Genomic DNA, 24,857 nt, shown 5'->3' with positions numbered 1-24,857 from the left:
CGATGTCCTGAAGCGATCAGCCTGCGTTGCGGGCGATGCGTTCGACTTCCTTGCGGACCTGCGCCTCGACGATGGCGGGCAGGTTGGCGTCCAGCCAGTCCTTCAGCATCGGGCGCAGCATTTCGCGGACCATGGCTTCGACCGTATTGCCGCTCATGAAGTTCATGTCGGCGGCCGAAGCGATCGGCGCAGGTTCAGGCTTCTGGAAGCTGGCGGCTAGACCGGCGAAGGCCGAAGCAGCGCTGGCGGCGGCGGTTTCGCCGACCAGGGTTTCGACCTCTGCCGCAGCGACTACGGGCTGCGGCGCGGCTGGCGCGGCCTCGGTCGGGAACGGCGCAGCGTCCGCCACATCCAGATCGCCGATGGCTTCGGCGGCCGGCGCCTCATAGGGTTCGGTCAGTTCCAGCACTTCGTCCTCGACCGGAGCGGGCTCCGGCTCGGTGACGACGGGCTCTGGTTCCAGCGCCGGCTCGGGCGTCGCCTCCGCCGCCGGGGCGGTTTCGACCGGAGCGTCGTCTTCAGAGATGATCCGGCGAGATCGACGCCAGAATCTCTTCCATCGTCGGTTCCTGGGCGGCTTGTTCGGTCATGTCGGAACCTCAACCTGGGTCGCTCGAACGGGGACGATCGCCAACCGATGCGGACTAAGGCAGGCGACGATGGGGACCGAGCCGCAAGACTCGTCTCCCCCTTCGAGATCCTGTCGTCGCATCAACGCCCGTCGGAATCAACGGACGTTTTGTCGTTCGACCTTCAGCCCTGGGGAGCAGTGCGAACCACTTCGCCCTTCAGCTGGCGGTCGACCGGGGCGTCCTCGACATCGACGGCGGGCGTCGTCGCCGGGGCGGCGATGCGGTCAATGGCTTCGATCACGCCGTCCCAGGGCAAGGCGCCGCGGTTCCGCACGGCGCGATAATTGTCCGACGGGTCGTAAGCGTCGATCGTCGGATCCAGGTTAGGGCCGCCCAGACGGCCCATGGCGGCCAGAAGCTGGGCCTGAGCGACATATTCATTGCGACGCGCGCTGGTCAGGGCGACCTCCGCGTTCCGCAGCTCCAGTTCCTGGTTCAGCACGTCCAGGGTGGTGCGCAGGCCCACCTGGGCTTCCTGACGCACGCCCTCGGCGGCCACCGAGGCGGCGCGCACCGCCTGTTCGCCCGCTAGGACGCTGGAACGCGCCGAAGCGCTTTGAGCATAGGCTGAACTGACCGATTGCAGCACCGCGCGACGCTCGCCCTCGACATTGATCTGGGCGGCGTTGGCGCGTTCCAGCGCCTGGGCCACCCGCGAACGGTTCAGGCCGCCCGTGAACAGCGGCACGGACACTGTGGCCCCGGCCGTAAAGCTGGTGCGGTCGCCCAGGTCGAAGCCCGACAGGTCATTGGCCGTCCCGCCATAGGAGGCGTTCAGGCGCGCCGAAGGCAGATATTCCGACCTCGCCGCGGCAACATTGGCCTCAGCCGCGCGCTGGGCATGGATGGCGGACAGCACGCCGGGGTTTTCGGCCAGTCCGACGTCCATCGCGCCGTCAAAGTCGGTCGGCAGACCGGGCAGCGTCGGCAGCGTCTGCAGATTGGACGGCGCCTGTCCCACAACGGCGGCGTAGGCCGCGCGCGAAACCGACAGCTGCGCCTGAGCGCTGGCCAGGTCGGATTCGGATTGCGCCAGACGCGCTTCGGACTGGGCGACGTCGGTGCGAGTGATCTCGCCGACCTCGAAACGGGCGTTCGATTCGTCCAGTTGCCGCCGGAGGACCGCCAAGTTCTCCTGACGGATACGCAGGATTTCAAGATCGCGGGTGACGTCGGCATAGGCCTGGATGACCGACACCATCACCTGTTGCTCGACGTCGCGCAGGTTCTCGCGGCCGGCCAAGACATTGGCCTCGGCGGCGGAAATGCCGTGCGATACGCGGCCAGCGGTCCAGATGTTCTGGCTCAGGCTGACGCTGGCGGTGGCGCCGTCGCTTTCGATCGTGCCGCCCGTGGTGCTGCTGCTGCCCGGCAGCGTGCCGGTCGCATCGGGCACGCCGTCGCCGTCGGTGTCGATGGGAAAGGTCTGACCGGGGATCGTCGTGGTGACGCGATCACTGCGCGTGCGGCTGTAGTCGACGCCCGCCGAAGCATTGATCGTCGGACGCAGACCGGCGCGAGCCTGGACGATGCTCTCGTCGAGGGCGCGTTGGTTCGCCCGCTGCGCCAGCAGGGTCGGATTGGTGCGATAGGCTAGGCCGATGGCTTCCTGCAGCGACTCGGCAAGGACCGGCGTCGCCCCCATCGTCAATGCGACCAGTGCGACCGAAGCGAGCGCGCGCGAGCGTTTCAACATGAACCTGTCCCTGCCTGACGCCCCCATCCGGCGCGCCTGTACTGCCTTGTACCGGCGTAGTTGGGGGCTATGCGCCCCCGACGCCAGTTAAGTTTTTTCACGCAGCGCGACGCCCCTTCCGTCGCACCGCTGAACGCCTTTTACGGCGCGAACGTCAGCCTAGAGCGCGAACGCGGGGGCCGGAACCATTTCCGCCAGCAGGTCCGGCGCCGCGTCGAACAGCTCGCGCCGCGAAACGCCTTCGCGCCCGCGTACATAGAGCACCGCCGTGCCGCTGGCGCCTTCACGCTCCACCACGGCCAGACGACCGCCGGGACGCAGAGCCGCAATCCACGATTCGGGGCGCTCGATCACCGCTCCCTCGCTGATGATCAGGTCATAGCCTTCGCCGTGCGGCTGGCCCAGCGGCGCCACGACGGTCTCGACCCCGGCCTCGGCCAGAGCGGCGCCGACCACGTCGAACACGGCTGCATCCGATTCCTGCGCCGTCACGGTCAGCCCCATGTGCGCCAGCACGGCCGCAGCGTAAGGCGCGGCGATCGCCAGAGCCTTCTCACCGGCACGAGCGTCCAATCCCTGCAGCAGCTTGGCCACATCACGCGGCAACATCAGGCGGCGGTCGCCGGCGATTTCCGGCTCGACGTCGGCATAGGCCGAGAAGGCGCGGTCGGCGGCGCAGAATCGCTCGCGCTCCACGGCGCCGATGGCGGCGTGCAGCTGACGGTCGGTGACGTCGTTCACGCGGACCTGCGAGTCCAGCATCACCTTGCGGGCGGCGGCGAAATCCATAATCCGAAGTCCTTCAGGTCGGCTCAGGCGAAGAAATGTGACGCGCTTATAGGTCCGTGCGTTGCAGCGGACAATCCGATCTGATAGCTGACGGCCCTCGCGATGGCGGGGCCTCTGAAATACGGGGTCGCGGCCTGATGGCGGAGTGGTGACGCAGAGGACTGCAAATCCTTGCACCCGGGTTCGATTCCCGGTCAGGCCTCCATCGCGATGAAACATCGAGAAAGCCGCTCTTCGGGGCGGCTTTCTTGCTTTCAGCCCTACGCCTGCCTCCTCGTCGTCACGTGATGCAGCGCCACGGCGCTGGTCGCCGCCACGTTCAGCGAATCAAACCCTCCCGCCATAGGGATGCCGACGGGACGACAGCGCGCGATGATCTCGCGCGGCAACCCCGGCCCCTCACTGCCCAACAGGATCGCCGTGCGGCGCGCCGGCTTCATGTCCGCCAGCGCCTGATCCGCCGACGGCGTTAAGGCCAACACCTCGAATCCCCTGCCCTGCAGCAGGTCGATCATCGCCTCGGCGTCCAGCCCTGCCGCCATAGGCGTTCGCAGGACCGCGCCGACCGAAACCCGGATCGCCTTCCGGTAGAAGGGGTCGCAGCAGGTTCGATCCAGGAACACCGCCGCAGCTCCGAAAGCGGCGGCGTTGCGGAACAGGCCGCCCATATTGTCATGGTTGCCGATCCCGGACGCCACGACCGCCACGGCGTGCTCGGGCAAACTGTCCAACAAGACGTCTGGCGCTACCGGTTCCGGCTTGCGCCCCAGGGCGAGGATGCCCCGGTGCAGATCGAACCCAGCCACCGCGTTCAGCACGTCTTGAGGCGCCGCATGGACCGGCACATCGTCCGGCAGACGCTCCAGCACCTGCCTCAACCCCGCCAATCGCTTCTCCGCGATGAGAACGGACACCGGTGCGCAGCGGGACGTCTCGGACGCCAGGACGCGCAGCACCACCTCCCCCTCGGCGACGAACAGCCCCTGCCGCCCCGTCAGGTCGCGCTCCTTCACATCGCGAAAGGCGGCGATGCGCGGGTCATCAGGATGAAGAACAGGAATGGGCGTCATGCCGAACCTTGTAGCGCAGGGCTTTCCGAAAAAATTTGGCGATTTCTGCCTTTTACCGGTTGCATGAATCGAAATGGCGCTGCTATACGCCGGCCTCCCCCGAGGGGATGTTCCGCGGTAGCTCAGTGGTAGAGCAGCCGACTGTTAATCGGCTGGTCGTAGGTTCGAATCCTACCCGCGGAGCCATTTCTCATTTTCGGGCAAATCGCCCGTTTCCCCTTCTCTGGGAGGGTGGATTGGGCGATGGTTTCCGACAACAAATCAAATGGTTGACGGAACTTTGTCGTAAGCTCTCCATGGGCCCAGGAGCAGTTCGAAAGTACGAGATTCAGCACCCTTCGCTTCTCTGAAGCGGAGGCCCGCTCGAAGAGATCGTGTGCTTCCCGTCCGAGACGGATCAGCGCAATCCCGTTATCGATATACTCGTCATCAGCGCTATGGTGCCGCTCAATGTCCTTCAGGCAACGATCCCGCTCCTCGCGCCATACGATTTGCATCCGGCGATAGAAGTCGTCGGAGATCACCCCGTCGAGTTTGTCTTCGTACATTCGCTCGATGCGAGCCTGTAGCCGATCGGCCTCGCCGCGGAGCCGCTCAATCGCCGCCCTACGCTCGCGGGTTTCATCCTGGAGACTTTCGCGCAAGGCGCGTTGGATCAGTTCAAAAGCAGCATCATCGAATCGCAGTTGCCGCAACAGTCCGGCGAATCGCTGCTCCAGCACCTCCTCGCGGACATACGGTTCGCCGCATTTTCCTTTGAAGCCCGTGCAGTGGTAATAAATGTATCGCTGCTTTTTGATCTCAGCGACCATCGCGCAACCACAATGACCGCACGTCATCATGCCGGTGAACGGAAAGTCGTTTACGCTGGCGCGAATGTTGGCCGCCTTGCGCCCATCTAGGACATCCTGGACCGCGCCCCAAAGGTCCTCGGAAACCAACGGCGCGTGGGAGCCCTGATAGACCTTGTCCAGCCATTCGAAGGCGCCGGTATAAATTCGGTTCCGCAGGATCGTATGGACCGTGCTTACGCCTATGGGAGCGCCACTCTTCCGGTAGGTCAGGCCAGCCTGCCGAGCCTTCTTGGAAACGTCCTTTAGCGAGTATTGGCCCGTAGAATACCACTCATATAGGCGCTGAACGAGCGGACCGAGCGCCGGATCGATGGTGATGATCTTCTTACCGTTCGGACCTTCGACGTTCAGGTAGCCGATCGGTGCGACTGTCGGCCACAGGCCCTGTTCGGCCTTCTCCAACATGCCCTTTCGGGTTTCTTCCGACAGATTGTCGATATAGTTTTTCGCCATCAGCACCTTGATGCCGTGCATGAACTTTTCTGAAGAGCGGGAGTCCTGCGAGAGGACGACGCCCTCTTTTACGAAATGAATTTCGATGTCGAGGTCGTCGACCGTCACCCAATCCTTGAGATTGCGATAGAGTCGGTCGGTCTTTTCGACCAGAAGCGTCCGAACTGTAGGGTGCCGGCGAACGTATTGCAGCATTTCGTTGAAGCTGGTGCGCCCGCTCTTCTTGGCGGTTTCAACGTCGACAAATTCCCGCGCCACCTGAATATCGTTGGCATCGGCGTAGTCTTTCATCAGCTTGGTTTGAGCCGGGATGGAAAATCCTTCCCGATCCTGCTCCTTCGATGAAACACGAGCATACATAACAGCCCGTCTTATCTCGATAACTGATGCAGAACGCGCGACTTTCCGACTGGCCATATCTGTCTCCCGCTAAGGTCGCCGAGCAAAGGCGATAACGGCGCGGCAACGGCTCAATCCAGAAAAGAGCATCAACAACGCCGGACGCAGAATCCTAGCGACCCAGCAGAACCAATCAAGCAAATAACTCGCAAACCTAAGAATGTTGCTATATATTTCAATTACATACGAAAATTTACTGCAACGCGACACCAGGGCGTGATCCGTCTCATCACTCCTTCTTGCGTGACTTTGGAATAGACCGTCCAGGCTTTGCTCTACGCTTCGAATCCCATTCGATCAGGATACGAAAGAAGTCCGTCAGATCGGCGAGCATCGCCCGCGCCTCGACTTCTGAAACTTCCCCTATCGACTGCTTCTGGAAGTGCGCTTGCGCGTCACGCGCGAGATCCGCGGAAAAGTGGCCGCCGCGCCGCGACGGACGAACGTCTTTCTTCGGGATGGACGACACAGAGCGGCGGTCAGGGTTCATCGTCCCAATCCCGCATCCGGTGCTGGCGGCTGCAGACCAGCTCGGCGGTGGCGCCGTCCGGCGCTGGAAACAGGGTCGCACGCTTCGGCTCCGACCAGGGGTCGTTCAACCGAACGCGGAGATAGTCTCGCGGATTCTCTCCCCGCGACGTCGCTTTCCAGGCCTCGCCGACGCGCGACCAGCCGAGCATGACGACATAGTCCGGCGAGTTGTCGTTTCGACGGTCGTCGTTCGGAACGAACCTGATTTTCCGGTCGATGAGGAGGGTTTCGATGCGGCCTTCCCAGCCGCCCTGCTTGGTCGGCTTGAACTTTCCGATGACGCCCATCTCAGCCTCCCTTCGCCTTCAGCGCCTTGGCGAACTCCCTGTCGCCGGCGAGGAAGACTTCGAGCATCGCCGGGATAAGGTCCGCGGTTTCGGCTTTGTCGCCGTATGCCTCGCGATAAACGGCGGCGTAGTCGGCCAGCGACCGATGAAGGTCCGGCGTCACGGTGATGGTGAGCTTGATCGGCGTCCGATCAGGCAGTTTGCCGAGCTTCAGCATTGGGTCTCTCCTCTCAGCGGGCCCACGGACGCAGCACGAGATCCTTGTGGACGATCACGCGCAGTGGAAATCCGGGGCGGATGGTGATGGTGGGTTGGACGTCGAGATTCCGGGTGACGATCTGTTGCCCGGCCTGACTGCTGGACTGCTGGGTCGACTCGCGGATGGCCCGGACGAGGTCGCTCTCGCCGTCGATGGTCAGCTCCGTTCCGACCCCGAGCAGGGTGGAAAGCGCGACGCCCTTGAGGAGTCGCCATGTATGGAAATCCACCTTGTCGGCGAGCCCGGCGTAGCCCGCGGCATCCGTCGCAGGGAAGTTGTCGAGCTGAATCGAAGCGCCGTCAGGCAGGATGATGCGCTGCCAGACCAGAAGCGCCCGGCTCTGACCGAAGGCCACGACGCTGTCATAGGCGCCGATCAGCCGCGCGCCTTGTGGGATAAGCAGGATGCGGCCTGTCGCGGTGTCATAGACGTTCTCCGTGACCTGGGCGGTGACGAAGCCAGGGAGATCGGAGCGCAGACCCGTGACAAGACTGGCCGCGATGACGCTGCCGGCCATGATCTGATAGGGCGAAGCCGGCTCCTGAATGCGATGCGGGTTGATCGTCGAGGACGGCCCTTGCGCCACGAAATCGATCTTGCGCTGCTGGCCGTTCGGATCGCGTTGGGGATCGATGCCAGGCTGTCCCTCCCCTGCCCCGGCGGGCGCGACCGCCGTGACCGCCCCCATCTGGGCGGCTTCTGCCGTGGCGGGAGCCTGACGCGCGAGTTGCACCATCACGCCGGACTCGCGGGCCTGGCCCGCCTGCGCCGCCTGACGCTGACGCTCCGCCTCCAGCGCCTGTTCCTCCGCCGATAGCGGCGGCGCTTCCTCATCGAGGGACGCGCGGCCTCCCACGCGCTCGTCATCAAGGATCGCCCGTCCGAGGTCGCCCGGAAGCGGCGGCCCGAGTTGCGGTATGGAGCCGTAGTCGCCTGGGAGGTCCGCGACGGCGTCGGCGGTTGCGCGGCGATCCGTCACGACCGGCTCGTCAACGGGCTCTGCGACCCGAAGCGTCGCTGGCCCCAGCGCGAGCCAGGCAACGCCGGCGATCACCGCCGCCCCGGCCGCGGCGCCGCCGATTACGACGCTGCGTTTGAACCGGACGATGCGGCGCGGCGCGGCGCGCAAGGTAAAGGCGTCGGGTGACGACTTGGGCGCACCTTCACGAGGCGGGGTCGCCCGGGGCGTGTCGGGCTCGTCGATCATCGCGACGCCCTCCGGCCACGCCGCTGATCGCCATCGGTTCGGGTAATCCGCACGACCTCCTGCGGCGCTTCGCCCATGCGCAGTTCCGCCGCAGCGAACAGCCGGTCGACGATGTAATGGTGTCCGCTGACCCGGTAATTCACGAGTTGGGCGTCGCCGAGCGGGCCGACGACGAACAGCGGCGGCGCCTCGCCCTGATCGAGTCGGGCCGGAAATTCGATATAAACCTTCGCCCCGTCGTCCCAGGCGCGGAGCGGCCGCCACGGCGGCGCATCGCCGGTGATTGCATAGCGGAAACGCAGGTTCTCGACGGCGACAGCGGGCGCGATAGTCTGCGCCGCCGCGGCCGCATCATTTCGCCGTTGCAGCGCCAACAACCGGTCCTGCGGATAGGTCCAGGAGATCGCCGCCATCGCGGTCGCATCGGTGCTTTCGAGCGCGAGGTGATAGGCGCGACGCGTCGTGGTGATGACCATGTTGGTGTGCAGCCCTGCCGCGAAGGGCTTGACCAGAACATGCACCCGCCGCCGGTCGCCGGCCCCGCTCACCGTATCGCCGATGACCCAGCGCACAGTGTCGCCGGCGGAGACCGCGATCAGCTCCTCGCCCGGCTGAAGCGCAATGTCGCTGACTCGCTCCGGCGCGGCGTAGAGCCGGTAGAGCGCCCCCTCGGTCCAAGGGTAGACTTGCACGGCGTTGACGTAGCCCGCGCGCGACGGCTCCTGCGTCGCGGCGCGGTTTGCGGCCTCGACGCTGGCCGTGGGCGAGCCGGTCTCGCGGCGCGCGGAAGGCGCAGGCTGTAGTTGGCCCGGCAGCGGCAACGGAACCGGGGTTTCTACGATCTCGACCGGGGTCGGCGGTTCCGCCGCGACGACGGCGGGCTGGAAGTCGACGGGGTCGTAGGCGATGGCGGGCGGCGGGGTCTTCCCCGCGCACCCGGCGAGCGCCAGCGCGGAGACCCCTGCAAGCGGCAAACGGATCACGGCGTATCTCCTTCAGGGGCGGCGATGGAAGGGTTGGGAAACGGCGCCGCTCCGACCGGCGACTGCGTCGCCGCGGTCGTGTCGAGTTCGCGGGACCAGTCGATCGCGTTGACGAACAGACCAAGAGGGTTCTTGCGAAGCGCGTCCGCTGTCTTCGGCGCGCGAAAGACCGTCGTCAGGATCGCCGTCCAGCGCTCGGTCCTGGCAAGACTGCCCCGCTCATAGGTCTGCTCGACCCATTTCACCTGGAACGACGAATCCGATGCGCGCACGACGCTCGTGACCTGCACCGACACGCTGCGCTCGCCGATCATGGCGAACGGGTCGTTGGTGCGGGCGTATTCATTGAGAAACCGCGCCCCGCGGTCCGTGGCGAAGTCGTACGCCTCCAACCAGTTCTGCTTGACCAACACCGGATCGGTCGAGACGGAACGGACGTTGGCGACGAAGCGCGCGAGGTGCCAGATGATCTGGCCGTCGGTCGGACGATAGTTCTGGACGGCGGGCGCGACCGACCGCGCCTCGCCCAGCCGATCGACTTCCACCACATAGGGCGCTACGCGGCTCTGGGTCGACTGCCAGACATTGCCGGCCGCGAGGCCGCCGCTGATCACGAGGCAGCCGAAGGCCATCAGCCTCCAGTTGCGGGCCTGAACGCGGGCGGAGCCGATCCGGTCGTCCCACATCTGACCGGCCCGTTGGTAGGGCGTTTCCGGCTGCGGTGTCCGGCCATAGCGTTGGATGGGGCGCTTGAATTTCATGCTAATCGTCCTTCTGACTGAGGTCGGGATTGGCGGGCGCGCCCGGACGGTCGCCGTCCTTCACGGCCTGCGCGATCATGTGCCTTCGGTGACGGGACGCCTGTTCGCTACGCATGCGCTGCGCCCAGGCCGGAGCGCTGGATGTGTCGGCATGAGCGCCGGCGCTCCCGCCTGGGACGGCTGCGCCGGAGGCGGAGCCAGCGGGCCGCGCGCTGTTCATCGCGTTCCACGCCGCGTCCTGCCCCCTCTGGGCGCTCTCGCGAAACGGCTGCGAAAGGCGCGATCCGGCGTTCCGGGCGCCCTGTCTCAGCGCTCCCGCCGCGGCGCGAGCGACGCCTGACGCGCCCGCTCCGATGGTGGACTTTCCGGCGGCGTTCTGACCGAGTTGGTAAGAGGCGCGAGCCGCCGAGCCCATTGCGGTTCCCGCGCGAAGGCTCGCCATGCCGCCGGACGCCGCAGCGCCGAGCGCCCGTGCGCCGAGCGCGGCGCCGCCGGCTCCGAGGAGAGCGGCGCCCGCGACCGTGCCGACCGCCGCGCCCGCCCCGAGTTGCGGCGCGCCGGACACGAGGCCGGAGGCGACGCCCGGTCCGAAGATGGCGAGACCGAGCAGCGAAAGAGCGGCGAGAACAAGCGTCATCGCCGAAGCCACGTCCGGCTCGCCCGTCCCGGCGGAGAGAAACATTTCAAAGAAGCCGCCGCCGATGCCGACGATGACGGCAAGCACCATGACCTTAAGGCCCGACGAGACGACGTTGCCGAGCACCCGCTCGGCGAGAAAACTCGTCTTGTTGAACAGGGCGAACGGCACGAGCACGAAACCCGCCAGCGTCGTCAGCTTGAACTCGATGATCGTGAGGAAGAGCTGGATCGCGAGGATGAAGAAGGCCAGCACCACCACCAGCCAAGCGACGAACAGCACGAGGATCGACAGGGCGTTGCCGAAGAAGGCGGGGAAGCCGAGCATGTCCTTGATCGCGGTCAGCATCGGCTTGGCGGCGTCGAAGCCTACGGCAGCGAGCTTGCCCGGCTTCAGCAAGTCGTCGGGGCCGATCGTCCCGCCGCCCGCGGTGAGGCCGAGCCCGGCGAAACTGCGAAAGACGATGTCGCCGAGTTGCTGGAAGTTGCCGAGAATGAAGGCGAAGATTCCGACATAGAGAATCTTCTTCAGGAACCGGCCCAGGACGTCCTTGTCCGCGTCCATCGCCCACCACAGGCCGGCCAGCGTGATGTCGAGCCCGATCAGGATGGTGGTGAGAAAGGCGACGTCGCCGCCGAGCAAGCCGAACCCGCTGTCGATGTATTGCGAGAAGGCCGCCAGGAAGCGGTCGATGATGTTGAGGTCCGGGGCCGGGTCCATGGTGTGCGGCCTATTGCGGCGTATAGGCGGGGCGGGTTCCGATGAACCGCCGGGTCCGCTCGTGGGCCGCTTCCATGACCTGTCGCTGGCGCGCTTGTTCGATGGCGTCGGCGCGATACTGCGCCGCCATCATCGACTGAAGCTGAAGCTGCTGACGGGCGACGAGCGCCGTCAGTTGATTGCCGGCCTGCTGCGCCTGCAAGCCGCCGGTCGCGGCCTGGCTTTGCGCGACGAGATCGGTGAGCAAGGCGCCGTCGGCCCGGACGTTCTCGACGACCTGGGCCTGAACGCGCATCGTCTGACGATAGCCCTGCAAGGACGACTGGAGCCGGGCGCGCGCCTGCTGGACGATCTGGTCGGTGCTGAGGCTTCGATCGAATGTCTGCGGAAACTGTTCGCGCAGCGCCGCGTCGGTGGCGGCGACGTCGAAGGCGATGCCTTCGGCGCGAGCCATCAGGCCGTCGATGCGCTCGATGGAACGCGTGAGCTGGTCCAGCGAAGAGAAGTCCAGACGCTGGAGCTGGCGCGCCTGGTTCTGCAACATGGTCGCCTGGTTCTGAAGCGCGGTGATCTGGTTGTTGATCTGCTGGAGGGTGCGCGCGGCCGTCAGAACGTTCTGGCTGTAGTTGGTGACGTCGAAGACCTTGAGCTGGGCGTGGGCCGGCGAAACCGGCGCGAGCGCGCCGCCGGCGGCGACGGTCGAGGCCAGAACGGCGGCGATGAGGGTGCCGGAATTCATGAGGTCGGCTCCTTCTGCTGGTTGAATGGCTCGGCAGACGCCGCGCCGGGATAATCGCTGAGGAGGTCGGCGGCCCACGGAAGGCCGCGCTCGCGCAGGAAGGCCGCGCCGAATGCCTCGGGTCCCGCGTCTTTCAGGGCCGCGTCGCTTACTAGAGCGTCGATCAAGGCCTGGGTCGCGGGGTCGGACGCGCCGCAAAGCGCGAGCGCGACCGGGCCGAGCGCGAGTTCGAACAGCCGGTTTCCGCCGCGCGACTGGAGATAATAGTGCCGCTTGGGCGTCGCCCGGGCGATGAGTTCGACCTGACGCTCGTTCAGGCCGAAGCGTTCATAGGCGGCGCGGGACTGCGGCTCGACGGCCCGGTCGTTCGCCAGGAAAATGCGTTGCGGGCAGCTTTCGATGATGGCCGGCGCAATGCTGCTGTCGGCGATGTCAGCCAGAGACTGCGTGGCGAAGACGACGCTGACGTTCTTCTTTCGGAGCGTCTTCAGCCATTCGCGGATGCGTTGGGCGAAGGTCGGATTATCGAGATAGACCCAGGCTTCGTCGAGGATGAGCAGGGTCGGACGACCGTCGAACCGGGCTTCCAGGCGGTGGAAGAGATAGCTCAGCACCGGCAGGACAAGGCTGGGCGTGTCCATCAGGGTTTCGGTCTCGAAACACAGGACGTCGGCGAGGGTCAGCCGGTTTTCGGCGGCGTCGAGCAGTCGTCCGAACGGCCCTTCCAACGTCCACGGCGCGAGCGCAGATTTCAGCGCCTGCGATTGCAGCAGGACGGACAACCCTGTCAGCGTCCGCTCTTCCGGCGGCGCGCTGGAAAGGCTCGTCAACGCCGACCAGAGCATTTCCTTCAGCTCGGGCGTCACGATCAGTTTCTCATGGCTGAGAAGTTCGGCGATCCAGTCGGCGGCCCACGAGCGTTCAGCGTCGTCGTCGATGTTGCAGAGCGGCTGGAAGGCCAGCGCGTCCCCCTCCCCGAGCGCGATATGGTCGCCGCCCATCGCCAGCGTCGCCGCCCGCGCCGACAGCCCCTTATCGAAGATGTAGACCTGCGATCCGGCGTAGCGGCGAAACTGTAGGGCGAGCAGCGCCAACAGCACCGACTTGCCCGCGCCGGTCGGCCCGACGATGAGCATGTGGCCGACGTCGCCGATATGGGTCGACAGCCTGAACGGCGTCGCTCCGCGGGTCTCCGCATAGAGAAGCGGCGGACCGTCGAGGTGGACGTTTCGAACGGGCCCGGCCCAGACCGCGGACAACGGCATGAGGTGGGCGAGGTTCAACGTGTGGACGAGCGGCTGACGGACGTTGGCATAGACATGGCCGGGGAGGCTTCCGAGCCAGGCTTCGACCGCATTGACGGACTCGCGGATGCAGGTGAAGCCGAGCCCGTTGACGATCCGCTCGACGATGCGGACCTTATTTTCGGCCGCGCCGCGATCGACGTCGGACACGGCGACGGTCGTGGTCAGATAGCCGAAGGCGACATGGTCGCCGCCAAGCGCCTGCAAGGCGAGGTCCGCATCGACCACCTTATTGTCGGCGTCGGTGTCGGTCAGCGGGACCGGCTCGTTGGTCATCACCTCGCGCATCAACTGCGCGATCGACTTGCGCTTGTTGAACCATTGGCGCCGGATCTTGGTCAGCGCCTTGTTCGCCTCGGTCTTGTCGAGACAGATGAAGCGGGTCGCCCAACGATAGGCGAAGTCCTGATGATTGAGCGCGTCGAGCAGGCCGGGACGGGTCGCGTTGGGAAAGCCCAGGATCGTGACGGTCCGCAGATGCTCGTCGCCCAGCATCGGCTTGATGCCGCCCGACAGAGGGGTGTCGACGAGAAGACCGTCCAGATGCATCGGTGTCGACGGTGCGGCGATCGGATGCCGCCGCGTCGAGATCGTCGCGTGGAGAAATGACAGCGTTTCTGCGTCATCAAGGCCACGCACCATCGGCATGAAACCGGAGAGGAGATCGAGGACGCGATCGGTCTCGGCGACGAACGCCCGCAGCTCTTGAAGCCAATCGCGGCCGACGTCCGGGGTGTCCCGCTCCAGAAGCGCGCGCTCCGCGCGATTGACCTGATCGGCGGGCGGCAAGTAGCAGAGCGTGAGATGAAAGCGGCTCTCGAAATGCTGCCCGCGCCGTCCATCGAAATGCGCCCGCCGCTCTTCATCCACCAGCCAGGACGCCGCATCGGGAAAGGCGCTGTCGGGGTAGCCGAGCGCTTCGACGCGGACCGCATCGAAGAACAGCGCCCAGCCCGAGCCAAGCCGGCGCAAGGCGTTGTTCGCCCGTGCAGAGACCGAAACCAGTTCGGCCTCCGTCGCGGATTCGAGATCGGGACCTCGAAAGCGCAAGGTGCGCTGGAACGCCCCATCCTTGTTGAGGACCACGCCGGGCGCGACCAGGGCCGCCCAGGGCAGATGATCGGCGAGAAGGTCGGCGGTGCGGCGGTATTCTCCTAGGTTCAGCATGACCACCATCCCTTCTGCCGAAGGTGGCGGACGCCGACGGCGGCGAAGTCCGGGTCCCGCTTGGCGGCGAAAACTGCGAGGCTGTGTCCGAAGAGCCAGATGATGAGGCCGGCGATCCACTGCTGGAGACCGAGCCCGATCGCGGCGGCGAGCGTTCCATTGAGGATCGCCACGCCGCGCGGCGCGCCGCCGAGCAGGATCGGTTCGGTCAGCGCGCGATGCAGCGGAACCTCAAAGCCCTCGACGCTCATGCGATGAGCGCTCCGCCGCCGAAAGAGAAGAAGGACAGGAAGAAGCTCGAAGCGGCGAAGGCGATCGACAGGCCGAACACGATCTGGATCAGCTTGCGGAAACCGCCTGAGGTTTCTCCGAACGCTAGGGCGAGCCCGGTCGTGATGATGATGAGGACCGCGACGATCTTGGCGACCGGGCCCTGAACCGACTCCAGCACCTTCTGGAGCGGTTCTTCCCAGGGCATGCCGGAGCCTGCCGCGAGAGCGACGACCGGGATCAGGACCCCGGCCAGGACGACCGAGGCGGACAGGCGCGGATGCACGGTAGGCGTCATGGGAGTTCTCCTCTGAGAAGGGCTTTGAGCTGAGGGGGATTGAGGTCGGTCACGGCGTAGGCCCCGTCGCCGTCGAGGCCCGTCACCTCGGCGACGGTCTCGATCCGCCGTCCGACGCCGCGACCGCGGATGAAGACGACGAGATCGATCGCTTCGGCGATCAGACGGCGCGGCACCGTGACGACGCCTTCGGCGACGAGCTGTTCGAGCCGGTAAAGCGCGGCGTGCGCCGAGTTGGCGTGCAGCGTGGCGATCCCGCCGGGATGGCCTGTGTTCCAGGCCTTGAGCATGTCGAGCGCTTCGGCGCCCCGCACCTCCCCGACTACGATCCGGTCGGGCCGAAGGCGAAGGGTCGAGCGCACGAGTTCGGCCATGCCGACGACGCCAGGTCGCGTGCGCAGCGGGACGGTGTCCGCCGCCGCGCATTGCAGCTCGCGGGTGTCCTCGATGAGGATGATCCGTTCGTCGAGCCCGGCCATTTCGGCGAGCAGCGCGTTCGCGAAGGTCGTCTTTCCTGACGAGGTGCCGCCGGCGATCAGAATGTTCTTGCGGTCCACGACCGCGCGCCGAAGGACGTCGGCCTGGACCGGCGCGAGCATCCCGTCAGCGATATAGTCGATGAGGCGATGGACCTTCACGGCGGGCTTGCGGATCGCGAAACAGGGCGCCGGGGCGATCGGAGGGAGAAGACCTTCGAACCGTTCGCCGCCACTCCCGTCGGGCGACGTCGGAAGCTCGGCCGAGACGATGGGCGCGTTCGGATGGACCTCCGCACGGACGTGATCGGCGACGAGACGGACAATCCGTTCGACGTCCTGCGGCGTCATCCTCGCGCCGGTGTCGGTGCGGCCTTCGCCCAGCCGATCCAGCCGCAACGCGCCGTCTGGATTGACCATGATCTCTATGACCACAGGATCGGCCAGTGCTTCGGCGATCGCTGGCCCCATCGCGGTACGCAGCATGGCGCGGCGTCGGCCGAAGGTGACGGGATTGGCGCCGGTCACGCCGCGTCCTCCTGGACGGTCGGCATGTCGCTAGTCTCAGTCCCGGCGATCCGTCGCCCAACCTGATCGATGAATTTCTGGAAGCGTTCGCGCCCGACCGCGCGGGCGGCCGCGTCCGGCTCGGGAATCTGCGCGGTAAGGCTGAACTGGAAGCTGAGAAAGAGCGAGACGCTTTCCAGCAGCACGTTCATGTCGCGGGCGACACGTCGTTGATCGGCCGACATCCGGTCGAGGCGCGCCTTCAGCAGGTCGTCGACCTCGCGCATTCCACGGCGGCGGAAATGCTCGCGCAACGCGCCCGCGACGATGGCCGATTTCGAGGTTCCGGGCGCCTTCGCCAACCGATCGAGTTCGGCAGTGAGTTCGGCGTCGAGATAAACGTGGTGGCGCGGCTTCATGCCCGTTCCACCGGGGTCGGAAACCGGCTGACTTGGGCGCCTTTGGCACGATTGTTCATGAGCCTCGTCCGTCGGCCGTCGCGACGCGCGACGGGTCGACAGCGAAGATCAGGCGAGGCGGCTCAGGCCGTTACCCCCGTTATTCTCACTCAAATGCACGGACGCAGTCGATGACAGCGCGCGGGATCAACTCTAGCAACGGGTTTTTCAGCTCACGCAATCATCTTTGACGGAACGCGCGCACATGGCGCGCGCTCCGTTGAGATCAGCCGTTCAGCTTGTCCTTGACCGCTTTCGCGGGCGCGAAAGTCAGCTTCTTCGACGCGGCGATCTTGATCGTTTCACCCGTCGCCGGATTGCGGCCTTCGCGCGCCGGGCTGTCCTTCACCTTGAACTTGCCAAAGCCGTTCAATGCAATCTCGCTGCCGCCAGCCGCCGCATCGGCGATCGCGGCGAAAACCGCGTCGACGATTTTCCGGGCGTCGGCTTTCGAGGTCCCGTGCTCGGCCGCTATCTTGTCGGCCAGGTCGCTGTTGTTCATTGGTGTCTCCAGAGGATTGTTGAGACGCTTCGCGTAGCGTGACCTCCGGTCATCGTCACGCGTGAAATACGGCGTTCTAGAAATCGGGCAGCAGGTCGTTTCCTTTGCCTGTCGCCTCATTCATCGCGTGAGCGCGCGCGACATTGCTCAGCGCCTCATCGCGCGCCGATCCAGCGCCGGGTCGCCGTCGTCCTCGCCGGTCGTAGCCGCGTCGTGAAGGTCGGGCTCCGGCGTCGCGTCGGCGCCTTCCTCGGCAAGGCCCGGATGCCGTTGCTGTTGAAGACCGCCCTCTTCTGCGATCGCCGCAATCAGCTCGTCCTCATCGGGGGCGACAAGCGCGACATGCGGTTCGCGCACCTGACCGCCCCAGTCGTCGGAACGCGCAGCGGGGCGGTCGGCATATCCATCGTCCGCGAGTTCGGGAGGTCCCAAAACCCGCGACTTGAAGTTCCGGTCTTCGTAGTAGCGAAGCTTCTTGGCCCGGATCGGCGCGAGGCCGGACACCATCACCAGCTCGTCGGCGGGCGGAAGCTGCATGATCTCGCCGGGCGTCAACAGCGGGCGGGCCGTCTCCTGCCGGCTGACCATGACATGGCTGAGCCAGGGCGCGAGGCGATGACCCGCGTAATTGCGCTGGGCGCGCAGCTCCGTGGCGGTGCCGAGCGCGTCGGATATCCGCTTGGCGGTCCGTTCGTCGTTCGAACTGAAGGCGATGCGGACGTGGCAGTTGTCGAGGATGGCGTTGTTTTCGCCATAGGCCTTGGAAATCTGGTTGAGGCTTTGCGCGATCAGATAGGCGCGGATGCCGTAGCCGGCCATGAAGGCGAGCGCGGTCTCGAAGAAGTCCAGCCTGCCCAAGGCGGGAAACTCATCGAGCATCATCAGCAGCTCGTGCCGCCGGCTCTTCTTCGGATCGCCTTCCAGCCGTTCGGTCAGGCGCCGTCCGATCTGATTGAGGATCAGGCGGACAAGGGGCTTGGTGCGGCTGATGTCCGACGGCGGAATGACGAGGTAGAGCGAGACCGGCGCCGCTGCGTCCACGAGGTCGGCGATGCGCCAATCACAGGCCGAAGTCGTCTCCGCCACGACCGGATCGCGGTATAGGCCGAGGAACGACATGGCCGTGGACAGGACGCCCGAGCGTTCGTTCTCCGACTTGTTCAGCACCTCCCGCGCCGCCGACGCCACGACCGGGTGAACCATTGGATTTTCAGGGGCGCCGAGATGGTTGGTCTCCATCATCCGGCGCAGGGTATGGGCGAAACTGCGCTGAGGATCGGACAGGAAGCTGGCGACGCGCGCAAGGGTCTTCTCCTCCTCTGCATAGAGGACGTGGAGGATCGCCCCGACCAGCAGGGAGTGGCTGGTTTTCTCCCAGTGGCTGCGCCGTTCGAGCGCTCCTTCCGGATCGACCAGGATGTCGGCGATGTTCTGGACGTCGCGCACCTCGTCGGGACCTTTGCGGACTTCCAGCAGCGGATTGTAGCGCGCCGAGCGGGGATCGGTCGGGTTGAACATCAGGCAATGCGAGAAGCGAGCGCGCCATCCCGCGGTGAGCGTCCAGTTCTCGCCCTTGATGTCGTGGATCACTGCCGAACCCGTCCACGAAAGTAGGGTGGGTACGACCAGGCCGACGCCCTTGCCCGAACGGGTGGGCGCAAAGGCCATCACATGCTCAGGACCGTCGTGGCGCAGATAATCCCCGTCCTTGACGCCGAGGAAGACGCCGGACGGCCGCATCAATCCGGTGCGCGCGATCTCGCCGTGCGTGGCCCAGCGCGAGGAGCCGTAGGTCGTGACCTTCCGGTTCTGCCGGGCGCGCCAGAGCGACCCCGCAATAGCGGCGGCGCATGCCATGAAGCCCGAGCCCCCCGCCAGCAGCCCCGCCTTGTCGAAGACGTTGGGCGCATAGGCCTCGTAGTGGAACCACCAGCTGAACAGCGCCCACGGACGATAGACCGGAACATCGAACAGGATGAACATCGGCGGGCCGAGTTGCGGCTGATGGCCGAGCATCGCGGCGGCCCATTGCGTCGCCGCCCAGACGCCCAGGATCACCATGCCGAAGCAGACGAGGATTTGGCCGACGAGAAGTCTGGTAGGAGTCACGGTGTTTCTCCGCCGCCGGCAGATGCGCGCGCGGGCGGCGAGGCGAGCCTCGTGTCATGCGGATCGGATCGTTAGACCGTTTATCCGCATTCAAGCGCACGGACGCGCCCGGCTACCCATCCGGTCATGAACCGCGCCTCGCGATTGCGCGGTCGCCGGCTACGATCTCAAAAAGCCCAGCAAGCGCCGCGTGGGCGGCCGCCGCCGCGGCAGGAACGGGAGACGCAAGTAGAGAGGGATAGCGCAGTTCCTGTCTGGAATGGGGGCGTCGAGCGCTTCGCTGGGACGGTCAACACGCCAGAGGCCCGCGAGAACCGGGAAACCGCTCTTCGAGTTTCCATGTCAGACGCTGCTTCGGCTGCTGCCTCGCCCTTTCAACGAGCGAACCCCGCCGAGGTGCGGATAGAGCCAGTCTACGCGCGCGATTTGGCCTGACGCCTGTAGCGCCGAAGCGATGCAGCCCAACGGCCACATCGCTCCTGAGCGGACTCCAGCCAGGGCCTCTCGCACGGATTGGCTATTTCCTCGTCGCCACGCCAGCGGCGAAGGTGCCCAGCAGAGTCAGAAGCGCGATGCCGAGCACAACGTATCGTGCAGAGTCCACCGCAGACTCCCCGCCCGCGGCCATGAGCGTGCCGGCGAACGCTGAAGTGATCGAGAAGGCGATGAGCTGGGTAATGGTGATCGCAGCCGCCGCCTTGCCTCCTTCGGCAGGGTCGTTGGTGCTGCTCATCGCCGCAACGCCCAGAAGAGGCCATGCCAGCCCGATGCCGACGCCGGCAAGCGCCAGAACGGCCACCCAAGTCAGCACCATCGCCAGATCAGCACCAGCGATCTGAAGCATGCCATAGGCGATCAATCCGGCCGTCAACAACGGCGCGCCGCCCCGGATGGCTCGGCGACGGCCGCGCTCGCCTTTGATCGACACCACGAAAAGCTGCGCGATGACCCACGCCAACGACAGCACCGCCCCGAGAAACCCGGCGGTCAGCGGGGACAGTCCCGCCAGTTGCTGGCCAAACAGGGGAACGAAGTTCTCGACCATGACCCCTGCGCTCAAGGCCGCAACCGTGAGGTAGACCCATTTCAACGAATTTCCGCGCCTGTAGGTGATGTGCGGAAGGATGGTTTCTTTCGCACGCCGTTCCACGACAACGAACAGCCAGAGCAGTACAAGGCCGATTGCGACCATTGCGAACGTCGGCCAGCCCATCGGCACGATGGCGCTGAGGCTGATAACGATGGTGGCGAGGACGAGCGGGATCAGGGAGGCGACGGGGACAGCAGTGCGATGCCCCGACCCCGCCAGGCGCGCGAACGACCGCTGCGCGACGACGCCGAACAGGAGCGAGATCACGGCCAGCGCCCCATAGGACCAGCGCCAGAGGCCGAGTTCCGCGAACACCCCGCCAAGGGCCGGGCCGAACAACGTCCCCAGGCCCCACATGGCCGATACGACCCCGGTCGCCCGCGCCCAATGCCGTTCGGGCAGGGCTGCCCTGATCACTGCATAACCGAGCCCGGCCAGTAATCCGCCGCCAAGCCCCTGCACGATCCGGCCGACGATCAGCATTTCCATCGTCGGACTCGCAGCATTGGCCGCCGCTCCGAGCGCAAAGACGACGAAGGCCGTGACATAGGCCGGCGCCGGTCCCTTCCAATCGAGGATACGGCTGACGAACAGGGAGGCCACGATGGCGGAGATGACGAACGCCGTCGTCACCCACGCATAGTATCGCTGCCCGCCGATATCCGCGACGATTGAGGGCATGAGCGCCGCGGTGAAGTAGAGATTCATCGCATAGAGCAGCACGCCGCTCGCCATGACCAGAACAATGGCGAGGTGACGGCCGGACAGGAGATCGGACCAGCCGTCCAGGCGAGCCGCAGGCCCGCTTGGACCCGCCGGCGTTGGTGACGTGTTCATCGATATTTTTCCGATAAGGCGCGATTCAGCGAGAGAGGCGTCGCGCGGCCAGAGACAGAGCCAGCACGGCGAGCGAAACGAACAGGACGATGCCGGGCGCGACCGCATGGTCGTAATCGGCGTTCAGCAGCGTCGTCAGGGACGCGGCGGCCATCACCAGCGCGCCAAGTCCGGCTCCATAGGGCCGCGAGATAGCGCGGATGAGCAAAAGCCCGGCCGCCAGTTCGAGAATGGCCGTGACGTAGTGGAACCAGTCGGGGTAGCCCCAGGCCGCATAGGCGGCGGCGTTTTCTTCGGAAATGAAAGCATTTCCATAGGCGCCGAACAGAAAGAACGCTGCGAGAAGCCAAGCCAGGACGGAGGATATGACGGGGAGGGATTTGTTCATGGCGGTCGCACCTCACGGATCGGAGCGACCGAGGCAGCATAGGCTGGACCCAGGGGCCGCTCTAAATTAGAATGAGCGCTCAATCTATTATGATCACTTCGAGGTCAAGCTATAATAGAGCGATCATTCTACGAAATGGAGACCCCATGGTCCGCAAGCGCGTCCCCGCACAGCACGAAGGCAAACGGCAGGAAATTCTGGCCGCGGCCCACAGCTGCTTTCTGAGGCATGGGCTGCAAGGTGCGTCGATCTCGATGATCTGCAAGGAAGCGGCCATGAGTCCCGGCCACCTCTATCACTACTTTCCGAGCAAGGACGCGATCATCGAACAGATGGCCGATGACTACCTTGCGCAACTCCACGCGCATTTCAGCGGCCATGCGGAAGGGTCACAAACCTCGACCGTCTTGCTGTCGGAATTATGGAGCATGAAGGGATGGGACGATCTTTCCCATTGCCGCATTCTTTTCGAGTTGCTGGCGGAAGCCGGACGGAACGAGAAGATTCACGCCATCCTGCAGGAAAACACCAATGGCGTCAGGCAGCTTCTGGCGGCAACGCTCATTGCTGGACAGAGGCGCGGCGAAGTCGATCCTGGCCTTGACCCACAACACGCCAGCGCCGTGCTCGTCGCGGTCCTCGACGCGGCGCCGATGTTGCCGTTGTTGGTTCCGGGTATCGATTTCGAGGAAAGCAGAGCCTTGATCACAACCATGATCGACCGATTCCTGCGACCGGAGAAATAGCTAGGAGCCGATAAACCTCAGGGAAGCTCCTGATCGGCGCATCGCCAATGACGAACACTGGTGGAATGGCATGATCGCCCAGTAGGCCGTCAATGTTGCTCGCCGTTTCCGCATTGCGGCCGACACGTCCAGTCCATCGGCGAAGACGGTCCTGCATGAAGAGGCCAATGATTCAAGTTGGCGAGAGATCTGGAGCCTCCCGTCGTTCCTCATAGAAGAACCGCACCATCTCGATTTGGCAGAAGGCAGATAGTTTGAAAGGCTTCGGCGAAGCGGACGTCGAACGCCTCGATCAAGCGAGCGATTTCACGTGGAATCGGAGACGACGCTCCGCTTCGCAAGACTGTCCGCATGGCCTTCTCCAGATTGTGGCCGACCGACGACATCAGCCACGCCTCGTCGCCTTCTCCGCGCAAAACCTGGGCCTTGAGCGCCAACTCATGGGCATGGGCGCGCAGATCAGCCCGCTTTCCCACGACGACGCCCGCCGCCTCTGCATAGTCGCGCGCCAACGCCAGGTAGGCGCCCGCCCTCTTGCAGTCACTCACCAGCGTTCCATCTCCTGCCTAGGTGATCGACGGCCCGCCGCGCCCGCGCCCGATCGTCCAGTTGACGCCGTCGCCCTTCATCACCCCCGAGACCGTGCGGCCGATGTGCCGGTCGAGAACCGGCCGCCAAGGCACGAGGGTGAACTCCCGGGACTTTTCGATCAGCGCGACCCGCCCCGAAGCCAGGTCGACCGGACGGCGATAGACGCCTTCGATCCGGTCGCCGGATCGGCTCTCGACATAACCGAGACCGAGTTCGTCCGAGAGGGTCCCGGCGACGCGGCTCATCTCGCGCCGCCTGAGCTGGGCGAGCATGTCGCGGCGATAGACGATCTTGCCCTGATCCTCCTCGGCCAAATGCTGCCCCACGAGCCAGCGCATCCGGCGGGCCTTCGCCGCCGCGATCTCCTGCCCGAACCCCGCGTCGCGCGTCGCCTCGGGCCCGGACGCAACCAGTTCGCGGTCGAGCCAGGTCGCGCCGTCGAAAGTAGCCTGCCGTTCGAGCGGGATCTTGGAAAGCCTATCGACGACCACCGGCGCGGCCTTGGCGCGCCGGGCCTCGAACGCCGCCGCCCGCGCGACATGGTCGGGCGCGATCAACCAGCGGCCGTCGGCTTCGCGCTCGACCCCGGCGCCGGCCTTGCGCATGGCCTCGAGCCGACGAACGTGCGTCTCGGCGAAATCCTGCGTCGCGGACGCGTCGTGACGGAGATGAAGGTCGACGCTATAGCTGCCTCCGTTCGACGCCGCGATCTCGGCGACGGTGCGGTCAGCGGCGCGGGCGTCCGTTGGCGTCGCGCGGATACGTACGACCGCGCCCGCTGGAAGTCTCTCGGTCGTCTCGCCCCGTCCGATGTCGACATAGTGAATGCGGCCGTCGGCGGCGTCGACGATCAGGTAGTGACGATCATTGAGTTCGTCGGACAGGCCGCGCTCGATCACCCGTCCGACGATAGGCCGCATCGAGGACGGATCGGCGATCACGGCGTCCAGGCCCGGACGTTCGACGCCATGGGCGGTGAAGGCGCGCTGCATCGTGCGGATGATGTCGCCGCGTTCGCCCATACGCCGCAAGGTCTCCTCGCAGTCCGGCGCAAGCGCCCAGCGCCCTGCCCCCAGCTCGCGCGCCAGGCCGAGACGGCCGAGCGTCTGCAACCGGCCGGCCCGCAAGGTCTGCTGGAACGGATCGCGCTCGAACGCCACGACGACGCCCCCGGCGTCGAGGTCGCGAAGGAGCCGCCGGTCGAGGCTGGTCAGCCGCTCCTGGGACACCTCCGCACGAAGCCGGTCGGCGATTTCGACGTCGCTGCGCGGACCCAGGTCGAGCGAGACGAGTTCGGCGGCCCGCTCGCGCATTCCCTGCGAGAGATAGTGGCGCGCGATGATGAGGTCCTTCCCGCGATCGTCCTTTCCGCGCACGATGATATGGGTGTGCGGATGGGCGGTGTTGAAGTGATCGACCGCGACCCAATCCAGCTTCGTCCCGAGATCCATTTCGACCTGCGCCATGAGGCGGCGCGTCAGGGATTTGAGATCGTCGTAGGATGCGCCGTCCTCGGGCGAGACGATGAAGCGCATGTGGTGCCGGTCGCCGTCCTGACGGTCGATAAAGGCCCGGCGGTCGACGCTGTCCGCGTCCGCCGAATAGAGACGGCCTGGTCCTCCATCGCGCGTCGTTCCGTCGCGTTCGACGTAGCGCAGGTGCGCAAGCGCCGGAGCGAGTCCCTTGGGACCGTCGAGGCGCACGATGCGCGTCTTGATGATCACCCGGCGCTGACGCAGCGCCGAAAAGCGGTCGCGTGAGGCGAGGACGCGGCCGACGCCTGCGCCGCGTCCGATCCGCGCGCCGGAGAAACCCCGTCTGCCCCGTCCGGACGCTGCGCCGCCGCGCGCCAGGTTCGCCGCCTTCACGACGCGGCCGACATAGCTGCGCGCCCGGGCCTTCCCGAGCGAACGGATGCGGCCGAGGCGCGGTTCAAGATCGTCGTAGTCCGACATGGCGGCTCCTTTCGGCGGGCGCGAGACCTCGCCCGAAACCCCGACATGGCGCGCCCGAACGCCCTTGCCTATTGGCGCCATCGCAAAGCCCGGATTTGCGAGCTTTCAGCGCACTATGGCGCCATCGCGCCGGTCATGGCGC

At 65.7% G+C, this 24,857-nt stretch carries 23 protein-coding genes, 2 tRNA genes and 2 pseudogenes; 3 read left to right on the top strand and 24 right to left on the bottom strand.

Going from position 1 to position 24,857, the window contains the following annotated elements; all coding sequences use genetic code 11:
- Positions 1–16: 16 nt before the first annotated feature.
- The 3 genes and pseudogenes from AC52GN_RS07165 to AC52GN_RS07155 form a co-directional block, all read right to left on the bottom strand.
- Positions 17–590, bottom strand: a pseudogene (locus tag AC52GN_RS07165) (DUF2497 domain-containing protein).
- Positions 591–753: 163 nt separating this feature from the next.
- Positions 754–2,328 (bottom strand): TolC family outer membrane protein, encoded by a 1,575-nt coding sequence (locus AC52GN_RS07160; protein WP_343829412.1) that lies wholly within the window; start codon positions 2,326–2,328, stop codon positions 754–756.
- 159 nt (positions 2,329–2,487) lie between these two features.
- On the bottom strand, positions 2,488–3,117 hold the full coding sequence (locus tag AC52GN_RS07155) for a protein-L-isoaspartate O-methyltransferase family protein (protein ID WP_312219884.1): 630 nt from the start codon (positions 3,115–3,117) through the stop codon (positions 2,488–2,490).
- A 131-nt stretch (positions 3,118–3,248) separates the two neighbouring features.
- Here AC52GN_RS07155 and AC52GN_RS07150 point away from each other — a divergent pair.
- Positions 3,249–3,322 (top strand) — tRNA-Cys (locus tag AC52GN_RS07150).
- Positions 3,323–3,377: 55 nt separating this feature from the next.
- Here the strand turns inward: AC52GN_RS07150 and AC52GN_RS07145 are convergent.
- Complete coding sequence (locus tag AC52GN_RS07145) at positions 3,378–4,187, bottom strand: TrmH family RNA methyltransferase (protein ID WP_496528616.1); 810 nt, start codon at positions 4,185–4,187, stop codon at positions 3,378–3,380.
- 111 nt (positions 4,188–4,298) lie between these two features.
- Here AC52GN_RS07145 and AC52GN_RS07140 point away from each other — a divergent pair.
- Positions 4,299–4,373, top strand: a tRNA-Asn gene (locus tag AC52GN_RS07140).
- 572 nt (positions 4,374–4,945) lie between these two features.
- Here the strand turns inward: AC52GN_RS07140 and AC52GN_RS07135 are convergent.
- From AC52GN_RS07135 to AC52GN_RS07050, 18 genes and pseudogenes are all read right to left on the bottom strand, one after another.
- A pseudogene (locus tag AC52GN_RS07135) lies at positions 4,946–5,854 on the bottom strand (recombinase family protein); the annotation flags it as partial.
- Positions 5,855–6,122: 268 nt separating this feature from the next.
- Positions 6,123–6,383 carry a hypothetical protein gene (locus AC52GN_RS07130; protein ID WP_253107876.1) on the bottom strand — a complete coding sequence of 87 codons (261 nt, stop codon included), beginning with the start codon at positions 6,381–6,383 and terminating at the stop codon, positions 6,123–6,125.
- A complete protein-coding gene (locus AC52GN_RS07125; protein ID WP_253107877.1) occupies positions 6,373–6,711 on the bottom strand; it encodes a DUF736 domain-containing protein in 339 nt (112 codons plus the stop codon). Before AC52GN_RS07125 ends, AC52GN_RS07130 begins: the two co-directional genes overlap by 11 nt.
- Before the next feature lies 1 nt (position 6,712).
- A complete protein-coding gene (locus AC52GN_RS07120) occupies positions 6,713–6,928 on the bottom strand; it encodes a DUF2274 domain-containing protein (protein WP_200165115.1) in 216 nt (71 codons plus the stop codon).
- 13 nt (positions 6,929–6,941) lie between these two features.
- Positions 6,942–8,177 carry a TraB/TrbI/VirB10 family type IV secretion system protein gene (locus tag AC52GN_RS07115; RefSeq protein WP_269297217.1) on the bottom strand — a complete coding sequence of 412 codons (1,236 nt, stop codon included), beginning with the start codon at positions 8,175–8,177 and terminating at the stop codon, positions 6,942–6,944.
- The gene (trbG, locus tag AC52GN_RS07110; protein WP_269297215.1) at positions 8,174–9,160 is read right to left on the bottom strand and encodes a P-type conjugative transfer protein TrbG; all 987 of its coding nucleotides are present in this window, start codon (positions 9,158–9,160) and stop codon (positions 8,174–8,176) included. Before trbG ends, AC52GN_RS07115 begins: the two co-directional genes overlap by 4 nt.
- Positions 9,157–9,921 carry a conjugal transfer protein TrbF gene (gene trbF, locus AC52GN_RS07105; RefSeq protein ID WP_253107881.1) on the bottom strand — a complete coding sequence of 255 codons (765 nt, stop codon included), beginning with the start codon at positions 9,919–9,921 and terminating at the stop codon, positions 9,157–9,159. The genes trbG and trbF overlap by 4 nt, the downstream gene beginning before the upstream one ends.
- A gap of 1 nt (position 9,922) precedes the next feature.
- Positions 9,923–11,278, bottom strand: coding sequence for a P-type conjugative transfer protein TrbL (gene trbL / locus AC52GN_RS07100; protein WP_253107882.1), 1,356 nt, complete (start codon positions 11,276–11,278; stop codon positions 9,923–9,925).
- 10 nt (positions 11,279–11,288) lie between these two features.
- Entirely contained in the window at positions 11,289–12,017 is a 729-nt protein-coding gene (gene trbJ, locus AC52GN_RS07095) for a P-type conjugative transfer protein TrbJ (RefSeq protein WP_269297211.1), read from the bottom strand.
- Positions 12,014–14,488: a conjugal transfer protein TrbE gene (trbE, locus tag AC52GN_RS07090; RefSeq protein WP_269297972.1), complete on the bottom strand. Its 2,475-nt coding sequence runs from the start codon at positions 14,486–14,488 to the stop codon at positions 12,014–12,016. Before trbE ends, trbJ begins: the two co-directional genes overlap by 4 nt.
- Positions 14,482–14,739, bottom strand: a complete 258-nt coding sequence (locus AC52GN_RS07085) for a VirB3 family type IV secretion system protein (protein WP_269297209.1) — start codon at positions 14,737–14,739, stop codon at positions 14,482–14,484. Before AC52GN_RS07085 ends, trbE begins: the two co-directional genes overlap by 7 nt.
- Positions 14,736–15,056: a TrbC/VirB2 family type IV secretion system protein gene (locus AC52GN_RS07080; protein WP_253107886.1), complete on the bottom strand. Its 321-nt coding sequence runs from the start codon at positions 15,054–15,056 to the stop codon at positions 14,736–14,738. Before AC52GN_RS07080 ends, AC52GN_RS07085 begins: the two co-directional genes overlap by 4 nt.
- The gene (trbB, locus tag AC52GN_RS07075) at positions 15,053–16,018 is read right to left on the bottom strand and encodes a P-type conjugative transfer ATPase TrbB (protein ID WP_496528779.1); all 966 of its coding nucleotides are present in this window, start codon (positions 16,016–16,018) and stop codon (positions 15,053–15,055) included. The genes AC52GN_RS07080 and trbB overlap by 4 nt, the downstream gene beginning before the upstream one ends.
- A 38-nt stretch (positions 16,019–16,056) precedes the next feature.
- Entirely contained in the window at positions 16,057–16,458 is a 402-nt protein-coding gene (locus AC52GN_RS07070; protein WP_269297205.1) for a ribbon-helix-helix domain-containing protein, read from the bottom strand.
- A 265-nt stretch (positions 16,459–16,723) separates the two neighbouring features.
- Positions 16,724–16,999: an HU family DNA-binding protein gene (locus AC52GN_RS07065; RefSeq protein WP_269297203.1), complete on the bottom strand. Its 276-nt coding sequence runs from the start codon at positions 16,997–16,999 to the stop codon at positions 16,724–16,726.
- Positions 17,000–17,146: 147 nt separating this feature from the next.
- Entirely contained in the window at positions 17,147–19,060 is a 1,914-nt protein-coding gene (locus AC52GN_RS07060; protein ID WP_496528778.1) for a conjugal transfer protein TraG, read from the bottom strand.
- A 565-nt stretch (positions 19,061–19,625) separates the two neighbouring features.
- Positions 19,626–21,035 (bottom strand): MFS transporter, encoded by a 1,410-nt coding sequence (locus tag AC52GN_RS07055; RefSeq protein WP_496528615.1) that lies wholly within the window; start codon positions 21,033–21,035, stop codon positions 19,626–19,628.
- 25 nt (positions 21,036–21,060) lie between these two features.
- Positions 21,061–21,423: a DoxX family protein gene (locus AC52GN_RS07050; protein WP_253107890.1), complete on the bottom strand. Its 363-nt coding sequence runs from the start codon at positions 21,421–21,423 to the stop codon at positions 21,061–21,063.
- 146 nt (positions 21,424–21,569) lie between these two features.
- Between AC52GN_RS07050 and AC52GN_RS07045 the strand changes: the two genes are divergently transcribed.
- Entirely contained in the window at positions 21,570–22,169 is a 600-nt protein-coding gene (locus AC52GN_RS07045) for a TetR/AcrR family transcriptional regulator (RefSeq protein WP_496528614.1), read from the top strand.
- Positions 22,170–22,378: 209 nt separating this feature from the next.
- Here the strand turns inward: AC52GN_RS07045 and AC52GN_RS07040 are convergent, their stop codons facing one another.
- Positions 22,379–22,717 (bottom strand): hypothetical protein, encoded by a 339-nt coding sequence (locus AC52GN_RS07040; protein WP_269298668.1) that lies wholly within the window; start codon positions 22,715–22,717, stop codon positions 22,379–22,381.
- Between the two features lie 18 nt (positions 22,718–22,735).
- On the bottom strand, positions 22,736–24,715 hold the full coding sequence (gene rlxS / locus AC52GN_RS07035) for a relaxase/mobilization nuclease RlxS (protein ID WP_496528613.1): 1,980 nt from the start codon (positions 24,713–24,715) through the stop codon (positions 22,736–22,738).
- Positions 24,716–24,857: the final 142 nt, after the last annotated feature.

The organism is Brevundimonas sp. SS2672 (genome assembly GCF_059579685.1).
Note: the sequence above shows the minus strand (reverse complement) of the source record. Positions and strands in the feature narration are given on the sequence as shown.

Excerpts from the sequence above, each read along its gene's own strand:
- AC52GN_RS07115 (WP_269297217.1), bottom strand. The coding sequence starts at position 8,177 with ATGATCGACGAGCCCGACACGCCCCGGGCGACCCCGCCTCGTGAAGGT.
- trbF (WP_253107881.1), bottom strand. The coding sequence starts at position 9,921 with ATGAAATTCAAGCGCCCCATCCAACGCTATGGCCGGACACCGCAGCCG.
- AC52GN_RS07120 (WP_200165115.1), bottom strand. The coding sequence starts at position 6,928 with ATGCTGAAGCTCGGCAAACTGCCTGATCGGACGCCGATCAAGCTCACC.
- trbJ (WP_269297211.1), bottom strand. The coding sequence starts at position 12,017 with ATGAATTCCGGCACCCTCATCGCCGCCGTTCTGGCCTCGACCGTCGCC.
- trbB (WP_496528779.1), bottom strand. The coding sequence starts at position 16,018 with ATGCTGCGTACCGCGATGGGGCCAGCGATCGCCGAAGCACTGGCCGAT.
- trbE (WP_269297972.1), bottom strand. The coding sequence starts at position 14,488 with ATGCTGAACCTAGGAGAATACCGCCGCACCGCCGACCTTCTCGCCGAT.
- AC52GN_RS07125 (WP_253107877.1), bottom strand. The coding sequence starts at position 6,711 with ATGGGCGTCATCGGAAAGTTCAAGCCGACCAAGCAGGGCGGCTGGGAA.
- AC52GN_RS07130 (WP_253107876.1), bottom strand. The coding sequence starts at position 6,383 with ATGAACCCTGACCGCCGCTCTGTGTCGTCCATCCCGAAGAAAGACGTT.
- AC52GN_RS07085 (WP_269297209.1), bottom strand. The coding sequence starts at position 14,739 with ATGAGCGTCGAGGGCTTTGAGGTTCCGCTGCATCGCGCGCTGACCGAA.
- trbL (WP_253107882.1), bottom strand. The coding sequence starts at position 11,278 with ATGGACCCGGCCCCGGACCTCAACATCATCGACCGCTTCCTGGCGGCC.
- AC52GN_RS07055 (WP_496528615.1), bottom strand. The coding sequence starts at position 21,035 with ATGAACACGTCACCAACGCCGGCGGGTCCAAGCGGGCCTGCGGCTCGC.
- AC52GN_RS07080 (WP_253107886.1), bottom strand. The coding sequence starts at position 15,056 with ATGACGCCTACCGTGCATCCGCGCCTGTCCGCCTCGGTCGTCCTGGCC.
- AC52GN_RS07070 (WP_269297205.1), bottom strand. The coding sequence starts at position 16,458 with ATGAAGCCGCGCCACCACGTTTATCTCGACGCCGAACTCACTGCCGAA.
- AC52GN_RS07065 (WP_269297203.1), bottom strand. The coding sequence starts at position 16,999 with ATGAACAACAGCGACCTGGCCGACAAGATAGCGGCCGAGCACGGGACC.
- AC52GN_RS07060 (WP_496528778.1), bottom strand. The coding sequence starts at position 19,060 with ATGGTGATCCTGGGCGTCTGGGCGGCGACGCAATGGGCCGCCGCGATG.
- AC52GN_RS07160 (WP_343829412.1), bottom strand. The coding sequence starts at position 2,328 with ATGTTGAAACGCTCGCGCGCGCTCGCTTCGGTCGCACTGGTCGCATTG.
- AC52GN_RS07145 (WP_496528616.1), bottom strand. The coding sequence starts at position 4,187 with ATGACGCCCATTCCTGTTCTTCATCCTGATGACCCGCGCATCGCCGCC.
- AC52GN_RS07155 (WP_312219884.1), bottom strand. The coding sequence starts at position 3,117 with ATGGATTTCGCCGCCGCCCGCAAGGTGATGCTGGACTCGCAGGTCCGC.
- AC52GN_RS07045 (WP_496528614.1), top strand. The coding sequence starts at position 21,570 with ATGGTCCGCAAGCGCGTCCCCGCACAGCACGAAGGCAAACGGCAGGAA.
- AC52GN_RS07050 (WP_253107890.1), bottom strand. The coding sequence starts at position 21,423 with ATGAACAAATCCCTCCCCGTCATATCCTCCGTCCTGGCTTGGCTTCTC.
- rlxS (WP_496528613.1), bottom strand. The coding sequence starts at position 24,715 with ATGTCGGACTACGACGATCTTGAACCGCGCCTCGGCCGCATCCGTTCG.